Source organism: Xanthomonas cannabis pv. cannabis (assembly GCF_000802365.1).
Taxonomy (GTDB): domain Bacteria; phylum Pseudomonadota; class Gammaproteobacteria; order Xanthomonadales; family Xanthomonadaceae; genus Xanthomonas; species Xanthomonas cannabis.
Map to the genome: position 1 here is coordinate 17,262 of NZ_JSZE01000043.1, position 17,825 is coordinate 35,086.

20 protein-coding genes are annotated in these 17,825 nt (G+C 66.1%); 14 read left to right on the forward strand and 6 right to left on the reverse strand.

What is annotated here, in order from left to right:
* Nucleotides 1-85: 85 nt before the first annotated feature.
* From OZ10_RS09330 to OZ10_RS09355, 6 genes are read right to left on the reverse strand one after another with little or no spacing between them, the layout of a single operon-like run.
* Nucleotides 86-937, reverse strand: coding sequence for a Wzz/FepE/Etk N-terminal domain-containing protein (locus OZ10_RS09330; protein ID WP_039564643.1), 852 nt, complete (start codon nt 935-937; stop codon nt 86-88).
* A gap of 43 nt (nt 938-980) precedes the next feature.
* Nucleotides 981-2,123, reverse strand: coding sequence for a hypothetical protein (locus tag OZ10_RS09335; RefSeq protein WP_039564630.1), 1,143 nt, complete (start codon nt 2,121-2,123; stop codon nt 981-983).
* Complete coding sequence (locus tag OZ10_RS09340; protein ID WP_039564632.1) at nt 2,123-3,061, reverse strand: glycosyltransferase family 2 protein; 939 nt, start codon at nt 3,059-3,061, stop codon at nt 2,123-2,125. Before OZ10_RS09340 ends, OZ10_RS09335 begins: the two co-directional genes overlap by 1 nt.
* A complete protein-coding gene (locus tag OZ10_RS09345; protein ID WP_039409399.1) occupies nt 3,058-4,311 on the reverse strand; it encodes an O-antigen translocase in 1,254 nt (417 codons plus the stop codon). Before OZ10_RS09345 ends, OZ10_RS09340 begins: the two co-directional genes overlap by 4 nt.
* Entirely contained in the window at nt 4,308-5,420 is a 1,113-nt protein-coding gene (locus OZ10_RS09350) for a DegT/DnrJ/EryC1/StrS family aminotransferase (protein ID WP_039564644.1), read from the reverse strand. Before OZ10_RS09350 ends, OZ10_RS09345 begins: the two co-directional genes overlap by 4 nt.
* A gap of 12 nt (nt 5,421-5,432) precedes the next feature.
* Nucleotides 5,433-5,903, reverse strand: coding sequence for a sugar 3,4-ketoisomerase (locus OZ10_RS09355; protein WP_039409402.1), 471 nt, complete (start codon nt 5,901-5,903; stop codon nt 5,433-5,435).
* 311 nt (nt 5,904-6,214) lie between these two features.
* Here OZ10_RS09355 and OZ10_RS09360 point away from each other — a divergent pair, with 311 nt between their 5' ends.
* From OZ10_RS09360 to OZ10_RS09425, 14 genes are all read left to right on the forward strand, one after another.
* Entirely contained in the window at nt 6,215-6,835 is a 621-nt protein-coding gene (locus OZ10_RS09360) for a cytochrome b (RefSeq protein WP_068873837.1), read from the forward strand.
* Between the two features lie 65 nt (nt 6,836-6,900).
* On the forward strand, nt 6,901-8,247 hold the full coding sequence (locus OZ10_RS09365) for a hypothetical protein (RefSeq protein ID WP_039409408.1): 1,347 nt from the start codon (nt 6,901-6,903) through the stop codon (nt 8,245-8,247).
* 34 nt (nt 8,248-8,281) lie between these two features.
* Entirely contained in the window at nt 8,282-8,671 is a 390-nt protein-coding gene (locus OZ10_RS09370; protein WP_039409411.1) for a c-type cytochrome, read from the forward strand.
* Nucleotides 8,672-9,198: 527 nt separating this feature from the next.
* Nucleotides 9,199-9,876: a hypothetical protein gene (locus OZ10_RS09375; protein ID WP_052210003.1), complete on the forward strand. Its 678-nt coding sequence runs from the start codon at nt 9,199-9,201 to the stop codon at nt 9,874-9,876.
* 51 nt (nt 9,877-9,927) lie between these two features.
* Nucleotides 9,928-10,521 carry an RNA polymerase sigma factor gene (locus OZ10_RS09380; protein WP_179455132.1) on the forward strand — a complete coding sequence of 198 codons (594 nt, stop codon included), beginning with the start codon at nt 9,928-9,930 and terminating at the stop codon, nt 10,519-10,521.
* Entirely contained in the window at nt 10,518-11,168 is a 651-nt protein-coding gene (locus tag OZ10_RS09385; protein WP_039564634.1) for a zf-HC2 domain-containing protein, read from the forward strand. Before OZ10_RS09380 ends, OZ10_RS09385 begins: the two co-directional genes overlap by 4 nt.
* Nucleotides 11,165-12,487, forward strand: coding sequence for a S8 family serine peptidase (locus tag OZ10_RS09390; RefSeq protein WP_039564636.1), 1,323 nt, complete (start codon nt 11,165-11,167; stop codon nt 12,485-12,487). Before OZ10_RS09385 ends, OZ10_RS09390 begins: the two co-directional genes overlap by 4 nt.
* Nucleotides 12,488-12,497: 10 nt before the next feature.
* Complete coding sequence (ccmC, locus tag OZ10_RS09395) at nt 12,498-13,256, forward strand: heme ABC transporter permease CcmC (RefSeq protein ID WP_039409425.1); 759 nt, start codon at nt 12,498-12,500, stop codon at nt 13,254-13,256.
* Entirely contained in the window at nt 13,253-13,459 is a 207-nt protein-coding gene (gene ccmD, locus OZ10_RS09400; RefSeq protein ID WP_039409428.1) for a heme exporter protein CcmD, read from the forward strand. Before ccmC ends, ccmD begins: the two co-directional genes overlap by 4 nt.
* A complete protein-coding gene (gene ccmE / locus OZ10_RS09405) occupies nt 13,456-13,926 on the forward strand; it encodes a cytochrome c maturation protein CcmE (protein WP_039409431.1) in 471 nt (156 codons plus the stop codon). The genes ccmD and ccmE overlap by 4 nt, the downstream gene beginning before the upstream one ends.
* A 63-nt stretch (nt 13,927-13,989) precedes the next feature.
* Entirely contained in the window at nt 13,990-15,978 is a 1,989-nt protein-coding gene (locus OZ10_RS09410) for a heme lyase CcmF/NrfE family subunit (RefSeq protein WP_039564637.1), read from the forward strand.
* Entirely contained in the window at nt 15,975-16,517 is a 543-nt protein-coding gene (locus OZ10_RS09415; protein ID WP_039564638.1) for a DsbE family thiol:disulfide interchange protein, read from the forward strand. The genes OZ10_RS09410 and OZ10_RS09415 overlap by 4 nt, the downstream gene beginning before the upstream one ends.
* Nucleotides 16,514-16,999 carry a cytochrome c-type biogenesis protein gene (locus OZ10_RS09420; RefSeq protein ID WP_052210004.1) on the forward strand — a complete coding sequence of 162 codons (486 nt, stop codon included), beginning with the start codon at nt 16,514-16,516 and terminating at the stop codon, nt 16,997-16,999. The genes OZ10_RS09415 and OZ10_RS09420 overlap by 4 nt, the downstream gene beginning before the upstream one ends.
* A complete protein-coding gene (locus OZ10_RS09425) occupies nt 16,999-17,691 on the forward strand; it encodes a tetratricopeptide repeat protein (protein WP_039409440.1) in 693 nt (230 codons plus the stop codon). Before OZ10_RS09420 ends, OZ10_RS09425 begins: the two co-directional genes overlap by 1 nt.
* Nucleotides 17,692-17,825 lie beyond the last annotated feature (134 nt).

A 17,825-nucleotide genomic window follows, 5' to 3' on the forward strand; every position in this document is an offset into this window, starting at 1 on the left:
ACGCGCGCGGCGCACAAGACCTGGAGCTGGCAATGCTGCGATCGGTCTGCGCTGCGACGCGTTGCGGGGCGTGGATGCCCAACACTCAGCCGGCTGCGGTGACGCCTGCCAGGCGGTGGCGACGCCACGCATTGCGCAGCACCGCCACCACCGTGCCCAGCCCGGCACCGCCCAGCAGGGCGACTGCCCACACCATCACGGCATTCGGGAACGCCCGCTGTTCCGGCACGTACAGCGGCCACGCCAGCGAGGTCTGGTAGGTATACCGTGCGGTCAGTCGCGCGATCAGATCGTCGCGCTCGGCCTTGATCGCGCGAATGGCGGTGGTGTTCTCGGTCAACAGCACCCCGGCCAGCACCTGCGCAGGTGTCGCACCGGACCCGCCCTGCCCCGCGTGCAGCTGCTGCTGCAGCTGCTGGCGGGTGAGCGTGGCAACACGCAGGTCTTCGCTCAGCCCCTGCAGGCGGGTACGCGCCAGCGCGAGCGCGGCGGTGTTGGTGTCGCCGTGCAAGGTCTGCAGGACGGTCACGGTCGCCATGGCCAGGGTGCGCGCCTGCTGCGCCGATTCGGCACGGACGGTGATGCCGATCAGGTTGGCGTACGGGTCCGGATCCGGCTTGAGGCTGCCGCGGTATACCTGCGCGGCGCGGCTCTTCAGCGGCACGCCGGCCTGGCGCAGCACTGCATCCTGAAACAGCCGCGTCTTCATGCGGTCGATCACCCGCTGGAACGGCTCCACCTTGGGGTCGCGGCCCGCCGGGGTCGGGCCGATCTCGCCCACCTGGATCCATGCAGTGGCTTCCCATTGCGGGGTGGCCACGCGCAGGAAAACGAAAGCCAGACCAAGCACCAGCACCAGTGCAGCCAGCACCCAGCGCCATTCGCGCCGGAGGATGCGCCACAGGTCGATCAGATAGATTTCGTCGTGTTGATTCATGGTGCGCAGGCTCTGCAACGTGAGGGAGGACGTGGCCGTGTACTTACACGGCAGACGGGCATGTGGCATGGCGGTTGGGCAGCAGCACGGTGCAGGCATGCAACACCAGGCACAGCGCAATGAAGCCGAAGTTGGTCCAGGTAAACGCCTGTGGTGCAAAGGGCGACATCACGCAGGCATAGGCGATGCGCAGAAAGATCAGCACATGGAAGATCGACAACGACCGGTTGAGCCGGCGCACGCTCCACACCAAGCCCGCATACAGCGCCAGCAACGCCAGCAAGGCACCGGGGGCGCCCCAGGCCATCAAAAACGGGAAGAACTCGGTGCCCACGTTGATGTTGGGCGCGTCCAGCGGAATGCCGGTGCCGGCAGTGGCAATCGAGCCGCTGAAGGGCACCAGCTGGTTGATCAGGAAGCTGGCGTTGACGTAGCCCTTGGCGAGCATCGCGCCGAAGTTATAGGGCCCGGCGCTGATGTACAGCAGCAGCCATTGCAGCCCCTGCGGCATGGCACGGTAGAACGCACTGAACGGCAGCGCCACCGTGGCCAGCGAGCCAGACCGCAACGCGCCAAGCACCGAGAACACACCGCCGCCTGCCAGCAGCAACAAGCCGATGGTCTTCCACGGCAAGCGGCGTGCCGCATCGCGGCGCAGCAGCATCACCAGCACGAAGGAAAACAGCCCGGCAAAGATGCGGTTGCGGTCGATCACCACGATCGGGAAGACAAACCCCAGCGTCACCATCGCCGCGCGCAAGCCGCGGTGGCGTACGCACAGCAGCGCGATCGGCGGCAGGATCCAGCACATATTGGAGATGTGCCGCACATGCGAGCGCGCCGGGCTCAAGGTTGCGTAAGACGCCGGATCGCTGAACAGCGGAATCGGAAACAGCACCACATCGGCGATGCAGAACACGGTGACTACCGCCGCCAGGGTCAGTGCCAGGAAAGCGTCGCGGGTGCCGGCGTAGCGGTAGCGGCGGAAGTGCTCAGAGGTCGGTATTTTCGGCCCAGTGAGCATGTCCAGGACAAAGATCGCCGCCGCTCCTGCAACCAGCCATACAAGCCCTTGCGTATATCCCGTTGGCAGCTCATAAGTGGCAACCGTAATAAAGCAGCTAACGGCCATTGAAGGTGATAGATAGACACATGGCCTCCGCACCCACGTCATGAGCGAAGGCATCAAGACGCTCTCCTGATGGTGGAAAGCGCCAACGCAACAACACGCTTTTTTAGATACATCGACAAATGCCACGCCACAACAACGTAGCTTTTTTCTAGAAACGCGATCTTTGCGCGTATCAGGCTCAACCGAGCCTGCAACAGCTGACATTCGACACCGGAAAAAAAAGCACAGCTGCGTTCCGCCACCCGAGCGAATTCGCTGAGATTCGCCAACCGTCTTTGCACATCACGTGTCTTACTGACATTCGTTCCATGCAGCCGATACGCACAGACCTTGACATCAATGAAACCAAGAGAATTACTAGCAACCAATCGTAGGAATAAGTCCCAGTCCTCAATCCTGAGCGTCTCGTCCCACGTCATCCCCCTGTCAAAGGCACTACGCCTGAGCATTGTCACCGCACCGCTGACAGCCCAGTTGCAGATGACAGCGCGACGGATGCCCGGGTCGGATGCGTACAACCGCTTGTCGGCGCGATGAAGGTCGCACATGGCGCTTGCATGCAGCAGCCTGCCCTCGCTATCGACAACGGATGCATCGCCAATCACTGCGAATTTATAGGGTGTGGCATCGAGATAGGCTACCTGTGCCTCGATTCCGCCGGGGATCAAATAATCGTCGCTTGCGACCACACGCATGTATTCGCCCCGCGCGATTCGCCCGGCTTCATTCAGTGTGCCTGCAACACCCCGGTTCTCCCGCTGCACAAATTGCACCGGCAGCCGATGCCCGTGCTCCGCGACCCATTCCCCGATCTTCTCGGCAGTGGCATCGCTGGAGCCATCGTCGATGATGACGATCTCCTTGCACGGGTAAGGCTCTTCCAGCACGCTGTCCAGGCAGCGCTGGACGAAGCGCGCGTGGTTGAATGCCGGGATCAGCACCGACACCAGCGGCCAGTGTGCACGCTCCGACGGTGGCATTCGGTCGCTCACGCCGGTTGCACCAGGTAGCGACGCACCACCACGATGTTGAACAGCAGATAGAGCACGTAGTTGGCGACGAACGCGTACATCGCACCGACCAGGCCGAAGTGCGCGGTGAACAGGTACACCAACCCCAGATAACTGGCCGCAAACACGCATTCGGACAGCACGAACACGCGCGTCATCGCCTTGGCCAGCATCACATACGACAACACGAAGGCGGCGATCTTGACCACGTCGCCGAGCAGTTGCGGCGCGTACAACGCCCTGGCCGGGGAAAATCCTTGGTCGAACAGCACCCAGGTTACCCAGTCGCGGCAGATATAGACGCCCAGCGCCATGACGATCACCGCAGGCATCACATAGCGGTACGCGGCGCGCAGCTCGCGCCCCAGCGCGGCACGCTCGTGCAACGAGGCCAGCTTGGGCAGGTAATACACATTGATGGCGGTGGTGAAGAACAGCAGGTATGCATCCGACACCCGGCTCACGGCCTGCCAGTAGCCGACCTGCTGCCAGCCGAACTGCGCGACCAGATGGTCACGCACCAGCATGACCACCATTTGCGGCACCAGCGTGGAGGTCAGCGTCATCACCGAAAACGCGGCCAGACGACGCGCCATCGGCGCATCGAAGCGCATGCGCAACATCTCGCGTCGAAAGTACGGGCTGGCCCGCAAGGCCGGCACGCCGGCCAGCAGCCACAGCACCTGTCCCAGCACCAGCGCCAGCAACGCGCCCTGCAACTGGGCCCGGCTGGACAACCACGCCACCAAGGCCACGCTCAATACCGCACCGCTCACCTGCACCACGGCCAAGCGGCGCACGTCCATGAAGCCGTTGATCACGGCAAGAATGTAATTGACCACTGCGATGCCCAGCTGCGCGATCGCCAGCACGCAGATCAGCGGCCGGTAGCCGGCATCGCCCAGCAGGCGCTCGGCGAGCGCTTGGCTGAACAGCAGTGCCAGCACGGCCAGCACGCAGGAGGCGCAAAACGCATACCACAGCGCCGTGCCCAGCAGGCGTGCCTGGGCCTGCGGGTCGCCGCGATATTCGGCCACATACTTGACGATCCCGGCGCTGATGCCGCCACCGGCCAGCACCGCCAGCACCGACATCAGATTGAGGAACTGCCCGAGCCGGCCCACCCCTTGCGGCCCGGCATGGATGGCCACCAGCTTGACCACCACCAGTGCAGCGAGCAGCTTGGCCAACGTCGCAACGCCGGTATAGGCGCTGCTGCGCAGCAGATTCATGTGCGGGCGCCGAAGGATTGGCATGCGTCAATCACCCGCTGCACCGACGCGGTATCAAGCGTCGGGTTCATCGGCAGACTGAGCACCTCCGCATGCAGGCGCTCGCTGACCGGCAGGCAGGCATCGCCCAGGGTGGCGTAGGCCGGCTGCCGATGCGGCGGCACCGGGTAATGAATCTGGGTGTGGATGCCATGGCGCAGCAGATGCGCCTGCAACGCATCGCGCTGCGGGCTACGCACCACGAACAGATGCCAGACATGCTGCTCGTCGCTGACCACAGTCGGCAGCGTGATCGAGGGGTTGTCGATCCCCTGCAGATAGCGCTGCGCCACCTCGCGCCGCAGCGCGATCTCTTCGTCCAGATAGCCAAGCTTGACCCGCAGCAAGGCGGCCTGCAGCTCATCCAGGCGCGAGTTAACGCCCTGATACAGGTGGTGATACTTCACCTCCGAGCCGTAGTTGCGCAGCGCGCGAATGCGCTCGGCCAGATGGGTATCGGCGGTGACCACCACGCCGCCGTCGCCCAGCGCACCAAGATTCTTGGTCGGAAAGAAACTGAAAGCGGCGGCATCGCCGAAGGCACCGGCGCGCCGGCCGTGCGCCATCGCACCGTGCGCCTGCGCCGCATCTTCGATCAACAGCAGCCCGTAGCGGTGAGCCAGCGTCTGCAACGCCGCCATATCGGCCAGCTGACCGTACAGGTGCACTGCCATGATGGCGCGGGTGCGTGGCCCGATCGCCTTTTCCACACTGGCCGGATCCATGTTGAAGGTGGCCGGATCCGGCTCCACCGGCACCAGCACCAGATGGTTCTGGCTGATCGCCAGAAAGGTGGCAATGAAGGTGTTGGCCGGCACGATGATTTCATCGCCCTCGCGCAGCGCGCCAAGCTCCCGATAGCCACGCAGGATCAACGACAGCGCATCCAGGCCATTGCCCACGCCCACGGCATGGGCGGTGCCACAGTAACTGGCAAACTCTTCTTCAAAGCCGGCCAGCTCCTGGCCCAGCACGTACCAGCCGGCATCGATCACCCGCGCGGCGGCGGCCTTGAGTTCGTCCGCATAGCGCGCGTTGACCGCGCGCAAATCCAGGAAAGGCACCTCCATAGAACCGATCATCTACGACTGCACTCCTAGCAAGGCGCGCTGTTCGGAAGGAACCTGATGTGTATTCATCGGATCTTTGCCACCACGCACTTCGCTCAGGAATTGGTCGTAGTCCAGGATGTAGTCGCCCGGGTCGTAGAACTGGTCGGCCAGCACCATCAGCACGCAGTCGGGGCTGAAGTGATACAGGTCGCGCCACACCATGCGGCCAAGCAGCAGGCCTTGCGCCGGGTCGTCCAGCACCACTTCGGTCGGCCCATCGCCCTTGCCTTCGTCCAGCAGGATCCTCACCGAGCCGTGCAAGGCCACCGCAAGCTGATTGAGCTGGCGGTGCGCGTGCTGTCCGCGGTGCACGCCACTGCGGGTGCCGAACAGGTAGTACACGCGGCGTATCTCGAACGGGACATCGCGCTGCTGCTCCAACGACACGAGCAGGCCGCGATCATCACCGTGGGTATGCAACTGGATGGGTTCGAAGGCCATGATCCGGGGGCGTTACCGCTGACTGCACGTAGTGCGACATGCCTGAGTGCGCCGCGATGCGCGAAAGGTTGCGCCACGCCGGGGCCCTGCGAAGCGGCGTGCGCGCAAGCGCAGCACCAGGCGTGGCGCAGCGCCGATGCCCCGCCGCCGCGATAAAAATTCGTTGTGGCGATGCAACCTTTCATCGGCATCGCCGCACATATCGGTGCACGTTCACCTGGCCGCAGCTTGGCCGGCGTGGGGAGCCAGGCCTGGCAGCGCGACACGCATTGCCGGAACCAACGACCACCACCGGTGAGGACACCGACCAGATGCGTTCTTCCCCTCAGGCTTCCGACCCGGCGGGCAGCGCCGATGCCACCGCGCTGCCCTCGGCACCAGACACCGCGCCGGCCACGCGCGTCATTCCGCTTCCTAAACCGATGCGCGTGCTGCACTGGCTCACGGTGCTGTGCCTGGTGATGGCGGCCAGCCTGATCCTGCTGCGCGCCGAACTGGATGGTCGCGCAGTGCGTCAGTGGCTGTTGGAAGGCCACCGCCACTTTGGCCTGATGGTGTTGCTGCTGTTCGTGTTGCGCGTCGGACTGCGCCTGCGTCTGCGCAAGCTGCCGCCCGGCCCGCCCTCCCCGCTGATCACCCGCTTGCTGGCCGGTGCCACCCACCTGGCCATGTACGGCCTGATGCTCGCACTGCCGCTGATCGGCTGGTCGCTGAGCAATGCCTTCGGCAAGACGGTGTATCTGTTCGGCCTGCCGCTGCCGAACCTGATCGAGGTGGACGCGGATCTCGGCGACACCCTGGGCACCTGGCACCTGAACGCGGCCTGGGCGCTGCTGGCGCTGGTGCTGCTGCACATCGGTGCCGCGCTCTGGCATCACCTGGTGTTGCGCGATGGCCTGTTGCGCCGCGTGTTGCCGGGCAAGCACGCATGAGCCCTCGCCCGTTCTCCGCACGCATCCATTCCGTTGCATTCCGTCCCGCCGAACAAGGACTTTCCATGCCCAACTCCCAGCCCGCTCCGCGCCGCGCCACCGCCTCGCGTGCCGCCTCCCTGACGTCGTTGCTGTGCGTCACCGGCCCGTTGCTGCTGATGGCGAGCAACCAGGCGCAGGCGGTTGCCGCCTTCGCACGCCAGACCGGTTCGTCCTGCGCTGATTGCCACATCGGCTCGTACGGCCCCTCGCTCACGCCGTATGGCATGCGCTTCAAGCTCGGCGGTTTCACCGATACCGACGGCAACGGCACCAAGATCCCGGTGTCCGGCCAGCTCACCTGGTCGCGCAACAACCCCAGCCGTGGCGACAGCACCGCACGCCTGACCCAGGCCGACCTGTATCTGGCCGGCCGCGTCAGCGACAACGTCGGCGGCTACTCCAAGATCCGCTCCAACAACAGCGGCAATGCCACCTTCGATACGCGCCTCGACGACGTCGATCTGCGCTTCGTGACCAAGCCGTTCCAGCTGGCCGGCAAGGACACCATGGTCGGTGTCAGCGTCAACAACAATCCGGGCATCTCCGACCCGATCCACGTGTTGCCCAATGCCTCCACGCTGACCCCGGCGTCCAACGGCGGCGCCTCCACCATGCTCAGCTCCTCGTCGCTGTCCAACCGCGTCATCGGTGCCAGCGTGTACGGGCTGTACGACAAGAACTGGTACGGCGAAGTGGGCAGCTACAGCGCCTTGTCGCCGTCTGCGCAGGACCGCCTCGGCTGGCCGATCAACGGCGACCCGGGCAAGCTCAGCGACACCACCTACGCGCGCGTGGCCTACATGAAGGACATGAAGCGGCAGTTCTTCTCGGTGGGCCTGACCGCGCTCAACACGCGTCGCCAGCGCCCGCGCAACGGGCCCAGCGACGACCTCACCGACTTCGGCTACGACCTCACCTACCAGTTCCTCGGCACGCGCGAGCACGTGGCGTCGCTGGCCTACGTCAACATCTACGAGCGCCGCAAATATGGCAGCCCGCTGATTCCGTCCGACCCGACCATGCCGGCGCTGGACCGCGGCAGCGTGCGCGATCAGACCTTCAGCGTGAACTACGCGTTCAAGCAAACCTATGGCGTGCTGGCCGCGCACATGATCAACACCGGCTCGTTCGATGCGGCGCGCTATTCGCCGGTGGGCATCCCCGACACCACCAGCAATCTGATCCTGCTTTACTGGAGCCCGTTCGGCCGCGAAGGCACCTACACCGCCAACGCCAACCTGCGCGTTTCCGCTGGCTGGTTCCGGTTCGACAAATTCAACGGCAGCACCTCCAACGTGTTCCGGGGCCCGCCGATCACCAATCCTCGCGATCTCGACAGCTTCTCGCTGTCGGTCAACCTGGCGTTCTGATCCCCCACCGTTGCACGCAACCGTACGGACTCATATGCACCCATTCCACAAAACGTTGTTATGCGCACCGCTGGCCGGCCTGTTGCTGGCCGGCGCAACCCTGGCCACGCCGGCGCGTGCCGCCGATGGCAAGAGCGTCTTTGCGACCGAATGCGCCGAATGCCATAGCGCCACGCAGGGCAAGAACAAGAAGGGTCCATCCCTGTTCGGCATCGTCAATCGCCCCGCCGGCACGGTGGCGGACTTCAGCGGCTACTCCCCTGAGCTCAAGGCAAGCAAGCGCAGCTGGGATGCGGCCGGCCTCAAGGCCTTTTTGAGCGCGGATTCGAAGAAAGCGATACCGGGTACGAAGATGAAGTACGAAGGGCTTGAAGACGCGAAGGAGCTGGACGCCCTGATCGCCTACCTCAACACCCTGCACTGAGACGAACGGCAAGCCATGCCGGAAACGCCGGCCGTCGGGGGTGTCCCTGCCGGCACGGGGACGGCAAGGCAGTCGAGTCTGCCCGAGCCATCGCTGCAGGTGTCTGAAGACCGCGCTCAGGCAGGGGCGATCGCTTCAAGCCAGGTACAGCCTGCCGGCCGCAGTCTCCGCGGCCAGCAGCCGATCACATGCCGCACTAGGACAGGTGCAAGGTATCGCGTTGCCTGAGCCGACACCTTCGCGTATACGGACGGAACCGCCACAACCGGGGCGGTCTCGCCCTGCGTGATGGGTCACTATCGCGCCCCGCTTCGTGCCCACGTCCTACGCCCTTGCCGAACCTGCTGTCCGCCAAGCAGTCTCCGTATCTACCGCGACGCCATTGCGCCTGCGAGGGGCAGCCGTGGGCCGCATCGCACGGCTGTGCACCGCCGTACTCTTCGCCGCCTCGATGCTTGCCCTGCCTGCACGCGCATTGCGGAAGGCCGGCACCGCAGGCCCAGCGCTTACAGCTACACCATGCAGTCATGCTCGCCTTGCTCCTGGGCCCCTGCGGCAATGCACTGGCGGATAATGTTGGCGGTGCGGTCGCAGTCGCCTCCTCCCTGATCGATCGCGGCATTGCGATTGCGCCCAACCGCGTCACCCTGCAGACCGCCGGCTACTGGCTGCCGTCGCCGGGCTGGTCGGCCTCGGTCTCTGCCGCGCTGCAATCGCCGTCGCTGAGCAAGCCGGTGGCATTCACCATCCAGGGCGCGCGCGCCTGGATGCTGGACGACCGCTGGCAGATGCAGGCCAGCCTGCTGTACTACGCCTACCCGGCCGACCGCCAGTCGCGCACCTTCGACCGCCAGGAAGCGAGCCTGGCCTGGTCCTACCGCGACATGCTGACCTTTTCGCTGTCCACCTTCAATTTTCCGCGCGCGCAGCGCTCGCCCTGGAACACGGTGATCGACGTCACCGCCAGCGTGCCGCTGTCGTCCAGTTTCAGTCTCTCCGCCGGCGCCGGCATCTCCGATTTTCCGGCGATGACCTACGGCGCCGCCAGTTCCGGCCGCTATCGGTATGGCCAACTGGGCCTGAAGTGGAACCACGCCGCATGGACCGTGAAGCTGGACCGGATCCTGACCAGCAGCAACACCCCGCGCGCGCAGGGGGGCCCCGGCGAAACGCCCTGGGTGGGCATGGTCTCGCGCGCGTTCTGATCCACCCGCAACCTTTTGCCCGCCTGCGGGCACTCAAAGGTGTCCTACGCCATGCCTGCCTCGATGAATGACACCGACACCCTGGGCGATGCCACCGACCGCATGCTGTTGCGCCGCATGGCGGCGGGCGATCGCGACGCGTTGGCCAGCATGTACACCAGTTATCACGGGCGGTTGTGCCGGTTTCTGTCGCGCCTGACCCGCCGCCCCGACATCATCGAGGAGGCCATCAACGACTGCTTCTGGATCGCCTGGCAGAAAGCCGGCGACTTCCGCGGCGATTCGCAGGTGTCGACCTGGATCATGGGCATCGCCTACCGCTGCGGGCTCAAGTGCCTGCGCCAGCATGACGGTGAGGCCATCGACGACACCGCGGTGGTGGAAGAGCACGCCCCCAGTGCAGACGACAACGACGACCGCGAGCTGCGCGACTGGCTGGACAAGGGCATGGAGCGCCTGTCGCCGGATCAGCGCCTGGTGATCGAACTGGTCTATGGCGTCGGCCACAAGCTCGAAGAAGTTGCCGACATCATGCAGTGCCCGGTGGGCACGATCAAAGCCCGGCTGTTCCATGCACGGGTCAAATTACGCAATGTGCTGCCCGGCCTGGCCGGCAGCGCGCCTTACACGGAGACCATGCAATGAAGACGTTTTTCATCGCGCCTGGCAAGGAATGCTCGCACGCGTGGGAGCTGATGCCAGCCGTCCTGCTGGACAGCGCCACCGAGGAAGAACACAGCTGGCTGATTGCGCACGTGGCCAAGTGCGCCTCGTGCAGCGCCGAGTTCGCGCAGCAAAATCGTCTGCGCCAGGCGCTGGCGCTGCCATCGGCCGTCACACTGGACCCCAATGCCGGGCTGCAACGCCTGCTCGGCCGCCTGGATGCCCCCGAACAGCGCACCGCGCCGGCACCGGCAGTACGCCGCTCCGGCAGCTGGACGGTGCGCGCACTGGCCGCCGCCGCGTTGGTGCAGGCCGTCGGCCTGGGCGTCATGGGCGTCAAGCTGGCCTCGCCGGCCCCCACGCACGACTACCGCACGCTGAGCAGCGCAACCGCGTTGCCGTTGCCGCAGGGCGCCATCCGCGTGGTGCCCGATGCCAGGATGACCGTGGCTGACTGGGATCGCCTGCTGCGCGCGCAGCAGTTGCAGGTCATCGCCGGGCCCAACGACCTGGGCGCCTACACCGTGGTGCCGGCCGCGCCGCAGCCGCAGCCGCAGCCGCAGCAGACCGTGCAGCAACTGCGCGCCAATCCGGCTATCCGGCTGGCCGAGATCGTCTCCGCCCCATGAGCCGTCTTTTCGCCATCGGCCTGTGCGTCACCCTCATCGGCCTGGGCCTGCAGGGGAGCGCGCACGCTGCCGCGCCCGCGCAGGACCCTGCAAACACGGCCGCCATCGCCGCGGCATCCGCCCCGGCCGATGCGCATACACCCGATGCCAGCCGCGACATCCTGCTGGCGGTGGCCAATCCGCTCAGCGCACCACCGGCGCGTGCCGGCTCCAGCCTGATCGGCTACGCCTCCAGTTACTACGGTGCCGGGCAGAAGGCCGCCGTGCGCATGGAAGACATCAAGCGGCGCTACAAACTGCGCGAGGTCTCCGGCTGGCCGATCACCTCGCTGGGGCTGTACTGCGCGGTGCTGCAGCCGCCGGAAGGCGTGTCGCGCGATGCACTGGTCAGCACGCTGTCCCACGACGACGGCGTGGAGCTGGTGCAGCCGGTGCAGGATTTCTCGGTGTTTTCTGCCGATGCCGAAAGGAGCACCCCGCTGTCGGGCTACAACGACCCGTACGTGGACATGCAGCGCGGCTTTATCGACACCGATGCCGCCAGCGCGCAGACCGTCACCCAGGGCCGTGGCGTGGTGGTGGCCGTGGTCGATACCGGCGTGGATACCAGCCACCCCGACCTGAAGACGCGCATCCGCGACGTGCACGATCTGGTCGACGACACGCCGGTCATGACCAGCACCGATTCGCACGGCACCGAAGTGGCCGGCATCATCGCCGCCGGCAGCAACAACCATCAAGGCATCGTCGGCATGGCGCCCAAGGCCATGCTGAGCATCTATAAGGCCTGCTGGTATGCGCCCACGGTCGGCGCCACCGCCCGCTGCAACACCTTCACCCTGGCCAAGGCGCTGGCGGCGATCAACAACAGCTCCGCGCGGGTGGTCAACCTGAGCCTGGGCGGCCCGGCCGACCCGCTGCTGAGCAAGATGCTGCTGCACCTGGTGCAGCAAGGCCGCATCGTGGTGGCCGCCATGCCGCCCAACGGCCGGCTGGATGGGTTTCCCAACGACGTGCCGGGCGTGCTGGTGGTGCGCAGCAGCAGTGCCAGCGCGGCGATGCCCGGGGTGCTCAGCGCACCCGGCAAGGACATCCTGACCACCCAGCCCAACGGCCGTTACGACTTCACCTCCGGCTCGTCGATGGCCACCGCGCACGTCAGCGGCATGGCCGCGCTGCTGTTGTCGCTGTCGCCGTCGATGGACGCCAGCGCGCTGCGCGAGCTGTTGCAGCGCACCAGCAAGGTCTCCGATGGCCAGTTGCAGGTCAATGCCGGCGCGGCGGTCGACGCGTTGTCGCCTTCCAAACACTCCAACTGACGACACCGGCATGGCCAAGTGGATCCCGTTGTGGCTGCACAAGCTGAGCTCACCGCCGCTGTTTTACCGCTTTGCCGGGCGCGTGCGTCCGTGGGCGCTGGCGCTAGCGCTGTTGCTGGGCGCAGTGGCCGCCTACGGCGGGCTGGTGCTGGCACCGCCGGATTATCAACAGCACGACGCCTACCGCATCATCTTCATCCACGTGCCCAGCGCCTGGATGAGCCTCTTCATCTATGCGGCGATGGGCGTGTCGGCCTTTATTGCGCTGGTGTGGCGGATCAAGCTGGCCGAGGTGGTGACCATGGCGTCGGCACCGATCGGCGCGGCCTTTACCTTCATCACCTTGTGCACCGGCGCGCTGTGGGGCAAGCCGATGTGGGGCACCTGGTGGACCTGGGACGCGCGGCTGACCTCCGAATTGCTGCTGCTGTTTCTGTATCTGGGCGTGCTGGGCCTGTACTACGCGGTGGAAGACCGCCGCCAGGCGATGCGCGCAGCCGGCCTGCTCGCATTGGTGGGCGTGATCAACCTGCCCATCGTGCATTACTCGGTGGTGTGGTGGAACACGCTGCACCAGGGCTCCACCGTGCGCCTGCTCGGCCCCTCCAAGATGGGCGCGGACATGCTATGGCCGTTGCTGACCATGATGCTGGCCACCAAGTGCTACTACATCGCCAGCCTGTTCGGGCGGGTACGGGTGGAGCTGCTGGCGCTGGACGGCGGCAAGGACTGGGCACGCCGCATCGTGCTTGCGGAGCGCACCACATGAGCAGCTTCCTGGCGATGGGTGGCTATGGCCATTACGTGTGGACTTCTTATGCGGTGTTCGTGCTGGTGCTGCTGGCCGATCTGGCATCGCCGTGGTTGCGGCGCCGGCGCCTGCCGCGCGAGCTGCGCGGTCAACTGCAGCGGCAGACGCCGCGCCGCCAGCGCAATGCGCCCTTGCCGTTACTGGAGCGCGACGTCCCATGAATGCCACCCGCAAACAGCGCCTGTGGCTGGTCATCGGCGCGCTGGCCGCCGCCGCACTGGCCGGCACGCTGATCGTGTTCGCATTGCAGCGAAACATGAGCTATCTGTTCACTCCCAGCCAGGTACACGCCGGCGAAGCGGCCGGTTACCAACAATTCCGGTTGGGCGGCATGGTCAAGGCCGGCTCGATCCGGCGCGCCAGCGACTCGTTGAACGTCAGCTTCACCGTCATCGATAAACACGCAGCCACCCAGGTCGAGTACACCGGCATCCTGCCGGACCTGTTTCGCGACAACCAATCGGTGATCGCCAACGGGCGCATGCAGGGCGGGCGGTTTGTCGCCAACGAAGTGCTGGCCAAGCACGACGAAACCTACATGCCCAAAGAACTGAAAGACGCGATGGCCGAAGGCCATGTCGGCAAGCCGATTGCTGCCACCGCCGTGCCGCTGTCTGCGCCGCGCTGATGCGTTGTCGGCTGGCGCAAGGCACTGCAATGACTCTTCTTGGTTACACCCAGCGACCTATCCATGACGCCTGAACTCGGCCAGATCGCATTGATCCTGGCGTTACTGCTGTCGCTTGCACAGGGCGTGTTGCCACTGATCGGTGCCTGGCGCGGCAACGCTGCACTGATGGGGATTGCGCGCCCGGCCGCGCTTGGCCAGGCAGTGTTCGTGTGGATGGCCTTCGGCCTGCTCGCGTGGTCGTTGCTGTCGCTGGATTTTTCGGTGCAATACGTCGCCGCCAACGCCAACATCGCCCTGCCCTGGTACTACCGTTTCGCCGCGGTGTGGGGCGCGCATGAAGGCTCGCTGCTGCTGTGGATCGCCATCCTCGCCACCTGGACGGTGCTGCTGGCCGCCTTCAGCCGGCATCTGCCGCAGCATTTTGCCGCGCGCGTGCTGGCGGTGCTGGGGCTGGTGTCGGTGGGCTTTCTCGCCTTCATCCTGCTGACCTCCAATCCGTTCGCGCGGCTGTCGCCGATTCCGCTGGATGGCAACGAACTCAATCCGGTGCTGCAGGACCCGGGCATGACCTTCCACCCGCCGGTGCTGTACACCGGCTACGTCGGCTTCTCGGTGGCGTTTGCGTTCGCGGTGGCGGCCTTGCTGGGCGGCGAGCTGGAACAGGCCTGGGTGCGCTGGGCGCGGCCGTGGACCAATGTGGCCTGGGCCTGCCTCACCGCCGGCATCGTCGCCGGCAGCTGGTGGGCGTATGCGGAACTGGGCTGGGGCGGCTGGTGGTTCTGGGACCCGGTGGAAAACGCCAGCTTCATGCCGTGGCTGGTCGGGACCGCGCTGATCCACACCCAGGCGGTCACCGAAAAACGCGGAAGCCTGCGCGCCTGGACCATCCTGCTGTCGATCCTGGCGTTCTCGCTGTCGTTGCTGGGCACCTTCCTGGTGCGCTCGGGCGTGCTGACCTCGGTGCACGCCTTCGCCGCCGATCCGCGCCGCGGCCTGTACATCCTGATCTTCCTGGTCGCGGTGGTCGGCGGCTCGTTGTTGCTGTACGCGCTGCGCGCGCCCCGGATCGCCAGCGGCAAACCGTTCGCTGCCGCCTCGCGCGAGACCGCCATCCTGATCGGCAACCTGCTGCTCACCGTGGCGGCGGCGATGGTGTTGCTGGGCACCTTGTTCCCGCTGATCGCCGATGCCTTCGGCCTGGGCAAGGTCTCGGTAGGGCCGCCCTATTTCGGCCTGTTGTTCCCGTTGTTGATGCTGCCGGTGGTGCTGTTGCTGCCGTTCGGCCCCTACCTGCGCTGGGGCCAGGCCGATGCCGCGCCATTGAAGGCGCTCGGCACCCGTGCGGGCATCGCGGCGATTGCCTGTGCGCTGGTCGGCAGCATCGTTGCCGATGGACAGGCCAAGGCCATCGCCGGCATCGGCATGGCGACCTGGGTGGCCGCCGGTACCGCGCTGTACGTTTACAAGCGCTGGCGCGAGCTGCCGCGCGGCCGGCGTTTCCCGGCTGAAATGGCCGGCATGCTGATCGCGCATGCCGGCGTGGCGGTCTTCGTTGCCGGCGTGCTGGTGTCCGAAAGCCTGTCGGTCGAACGCGACGTGCGCCTGGCACCTGGGCAAACCGCCGAGATCGCCGGCTACAGCTTCCGCTTCGACGGCGTGCAATTGATCGATGGTCCCAACTGGAAGGCCGAACAAGGCAGCGTGCAGGTCAGTCGCGATGGCCAGGTGGTGGCGCAACTGCATCCGCAAAAACGCCTGTACAGCAGCGAGCGCATCCAGACCGAATCGGCGATCGACCCCGGCATCACCCGCGACCTGTATGTGGCACTCGGCGAGCCGCTGGACGATCAACACATCGAATACGACTGGACGCTGCGGCTGTACTACAAACCCTTTATCCGCTGGATCTGGGCCGGCGGCCTGCTGATGATGCTGGGCGGTTTCGTCAGCGCCTGCGCACGGCGCTTTCGTGCACCGGCCAGCGCCGCCAGGCCGGCCGCAGTCCCCGCACACGATGGCCTGGTCATCGCACAGGAGTCGCACCCGTGAATCGCATGCTGCCCCTGCTGGGGTTTTTGGTGGTGGCCGCCCTGTTCGGCTTCGGCATCTACTGGACGGTGCAGCACAACCCGCGCGAGGTGCCCTCGCCGCTGATCGGCAAACCGGCCCCGGCGTTCTCGCTGCCGCAGCTGGATCAGCCCGCGCGGCACGTCACCCGTGACCAGCTGCTGGGCAAGCCGTACGTGCTCAACGTGTTCGGCAGCTGGTGCGCCGAGTGCGTGCACGAGCACCCGGTGCTGATGGCGCAGGCCCAACGCCTTGGCGTGCCGTTGATCGGCTACAACTACAACGACGCGCCGGCCGATGCCACCGCCTGGCTTGCACGCCTGGGCAATCCGTATGCCGTGGTGCTTGCCGACGAAACCGGCCAGACCGCAATCGACTTCGGCGTCTACGGCGCGCCGGAAAGTTTCCTGATCGATGCGTACGGCGTGATCCGCTATAAGCACATCGGCGTGCTGACCCCGGATGTCATCAACGACGAGCTGCTGCCGGCCATCGCTGCGCTGCCCAGGGGCACGCCGTGATCGGGCGTTACCGCGGGCTGCAGGCACATCGGCAGCAACAAGCGCGGCAGCTGCGGCTGTTGCTGGTGTTGCTGCTGGGCCTGCTGCTTGCGCCCGGTCTCCACGCGCAGGCAGTGGACCCGCTGCCGTTCAAGAATGCCGCCGAACAAGCGCGCTATCAGCGGCTGACCGCGCAGCTGCGTTGCCTGGTGTGCCAGAACGAGAACCTGGCCGATTCCAACGCCAGCCTGGCGCGCGACCTGCGCCACCAGGTCTTTGCGCAGCTGCAGGCCGGCAGCAGCGATGCGCAGATCAAGCAGTACATGGTCGACCGCTATTCGGACTTCGTGCTGTACGACCCGCCGGTCAAGCGCAGCACCTGGTTGCTGTGGTTCGGGCCGGCGCTGATGTTGGTCGCCGGCGCGGTGGTGGTGGCCCGTACCGTGCGCCAGCGCGCACGCGCCGGCACGTCGGTAGCGCCGCGGCCGGAGGACGACTGGTGATGACAGGCTTCTATCTCGCAAGCGCCGCACTGGTGCTCGTTGCGCTGCTGCTCTTGCTGCTGCCGCTGTTGCGCAAGCCCACGCGCCACGGCGCCGCGCACTACACGCTGCCGGTGCTGCTGGCGCTGGGGCTGCCGCTCGCCACTGCCGGGCTGTATCGGCTGGTGGGCACACCCGATGCGATCGCGCCGCGCATCGACGCCGCGCCGCCCCGGAGGACGCACACCGCCGTTGCCGACCGCCCACAAGCACAGGCCCCGGTTGCCGACGACGCCCAACTGCAGGCGCTCGATGCATGGATGCAGCAGGCCAAGAATCACGAACAGAACAACCGCCCCGCCGAGGCGCGCGACGCGTACGCACAGGCCCTGAAGCTTGCGCCGGACACCAGCGCAGCCATCGTCGGCTGGATTGCTGCCGACATGGCCACGCATGACGATTTTGCGATCGACGCGGCCGCACGCACGCGCCTGCAACAGGTGATCGTACGCGAGCCGGACAACCAGCGCGGGCTGTGGCTGCTTGGCATCAGTGATTTCCAGCAGCACGACTACGCGGCCGCCACCACGCACTGGCGTCACCTGCACGGTTTGCTGGAGATCGGCTCGCCCATGCAGAAGGCGGTGGCAGACAAGATTGCCGTGGCGCAAGCGCTGGCCACCGAGCGGCAATCCGGGCGCGCTGCGCGCTAGATCTCCACCGCAACATATCGCTCGCGGCGGCCGGCTCGCACAACGCGTCTCGCCCGCCACTGCCGCAAGCCGTACTGCGGCGCCTGTGTGTGCCGCGGAGCGCAGCGGCACGACACCGCGACTGCGGTCACCGC

Bases quoted from the DNA above. Each gene is read 5' to 3' on its own strand.
- OZ10_RS09330 (WP_039564643.1), bottom strand. From the start codon at position 937: ATGAATCAACACGACGAAATCTATCTGATCGACCTGTGGCGCATCCTC.
- OZ10_RS09335 (WP_039564630.1), bottom strand. From the start codon at position 2,123: ATGCCTTCGCTCATGACGTGGGTGCGGAGGCCATGTGTCTATCTATCA.
- OZ10_RS09345 (WP_039409399.1), bottom strand. From the start codon at position 4,311: ATGAATCTGCTGCGCAGCAGCGCCTATACCGGCGTTGCGACGTTGGCC.
- OZ10_RS09350 (WP_039564644.1), bottom strand. From the start codon at position 5,420: ATGGAGGTGCCTTTCCTGGATTTGCGCGCGGTCAACGCGCGCTATGCG.
- OZ10_RS09355 (WP_039409402.1), bottom strand. From the start codon at position 5,903: ATGGCCTTCGAACCCATCCAGTTGCATACCCACGGTGATGATCGCGGC.
- OZ10_RS09360 (WP_068873837.1), top strand. From the start codon at position 6,215: ATGCGTTCTTCCCCTCAGGCTTCCGACCCGGCGGGCAGCGCCGATGCC.
- OZ10_RS09365 (WP_039409408.1), top strand. From the start codon at position 6,901: ATGCCCAACTCCCAGCCCGCTCCGCGCCGCGCCACCGCCTCGCGTGCC.
- OZ10_RS09370 (WP_039409411.1), top strand. From the start codon at position 8,282: ATGCACCCATTCCACAAAACGTTGTTATGCGCACCGCTGGCCGGCCTG.
- OZ10_RS09375 (WP_052210003.1), top strand. From the start codon at position 9,199: ATGCTCGCCTTGCTCCTGGGCCCCTGCGGCAATGCACTGGCGGATAAT.
- OZ10_RS09380 (WP_179455132.1), top strand. From the start codon at position 9,928: ATGCCTGCCTCGATGAATGACACCGACACCCTGGGCGATGCCACCGAC.
- OZ10_RS09385 (WP_039564634.1), top strand. From the start codon at position 10,518: ATGAAGACGTTTTTCATCGCGCCTGGCAAGGAATGCTCGCACGCGTGG.
- OZ10_RS09390 (WP_039564636.1), top strand. From the start codon at position 11,165: ATGAGCCGTCTTTTCGCCATCGGCCTGTGCGTCACCCTCATCGGCCTG.
- ccmC (WP_039409425.1), top strand. From the start codon at position 12,498: ATGGCCAAGTGGATCCCGTTGTGGCTGCACAAGCTGAGCTCACCGCCG.
- ccmD (WP_039409428.1), top strand. From the start codon at position 13,253: ATGAGCAGCTTCCTGGCGATGGGTGGCTATGGCCATTACGTGTGGACT.
- ccmE (WP_039409431.1), top strand. From the start codon at position 13,456: ATGAATGCCACCCGCAAACAGCGCCTGTGGCTGGTCATCGGCGCGCTG.
- OZ10_RS09410 (WP_039564637.1), top strand. From the start codon at position 13,990: ATGACGCCTGAACTCGGCCAGATCGCATTGATCCTGGCGTTACTGCTG.
- OZ10_RS09425 (WP_039409440.1), top strand. From the start codon at position 16,999: ATGACAGGCTTCTATCTCGCAAGCGCCGCACTGGTGCTCGTTGCGCTG.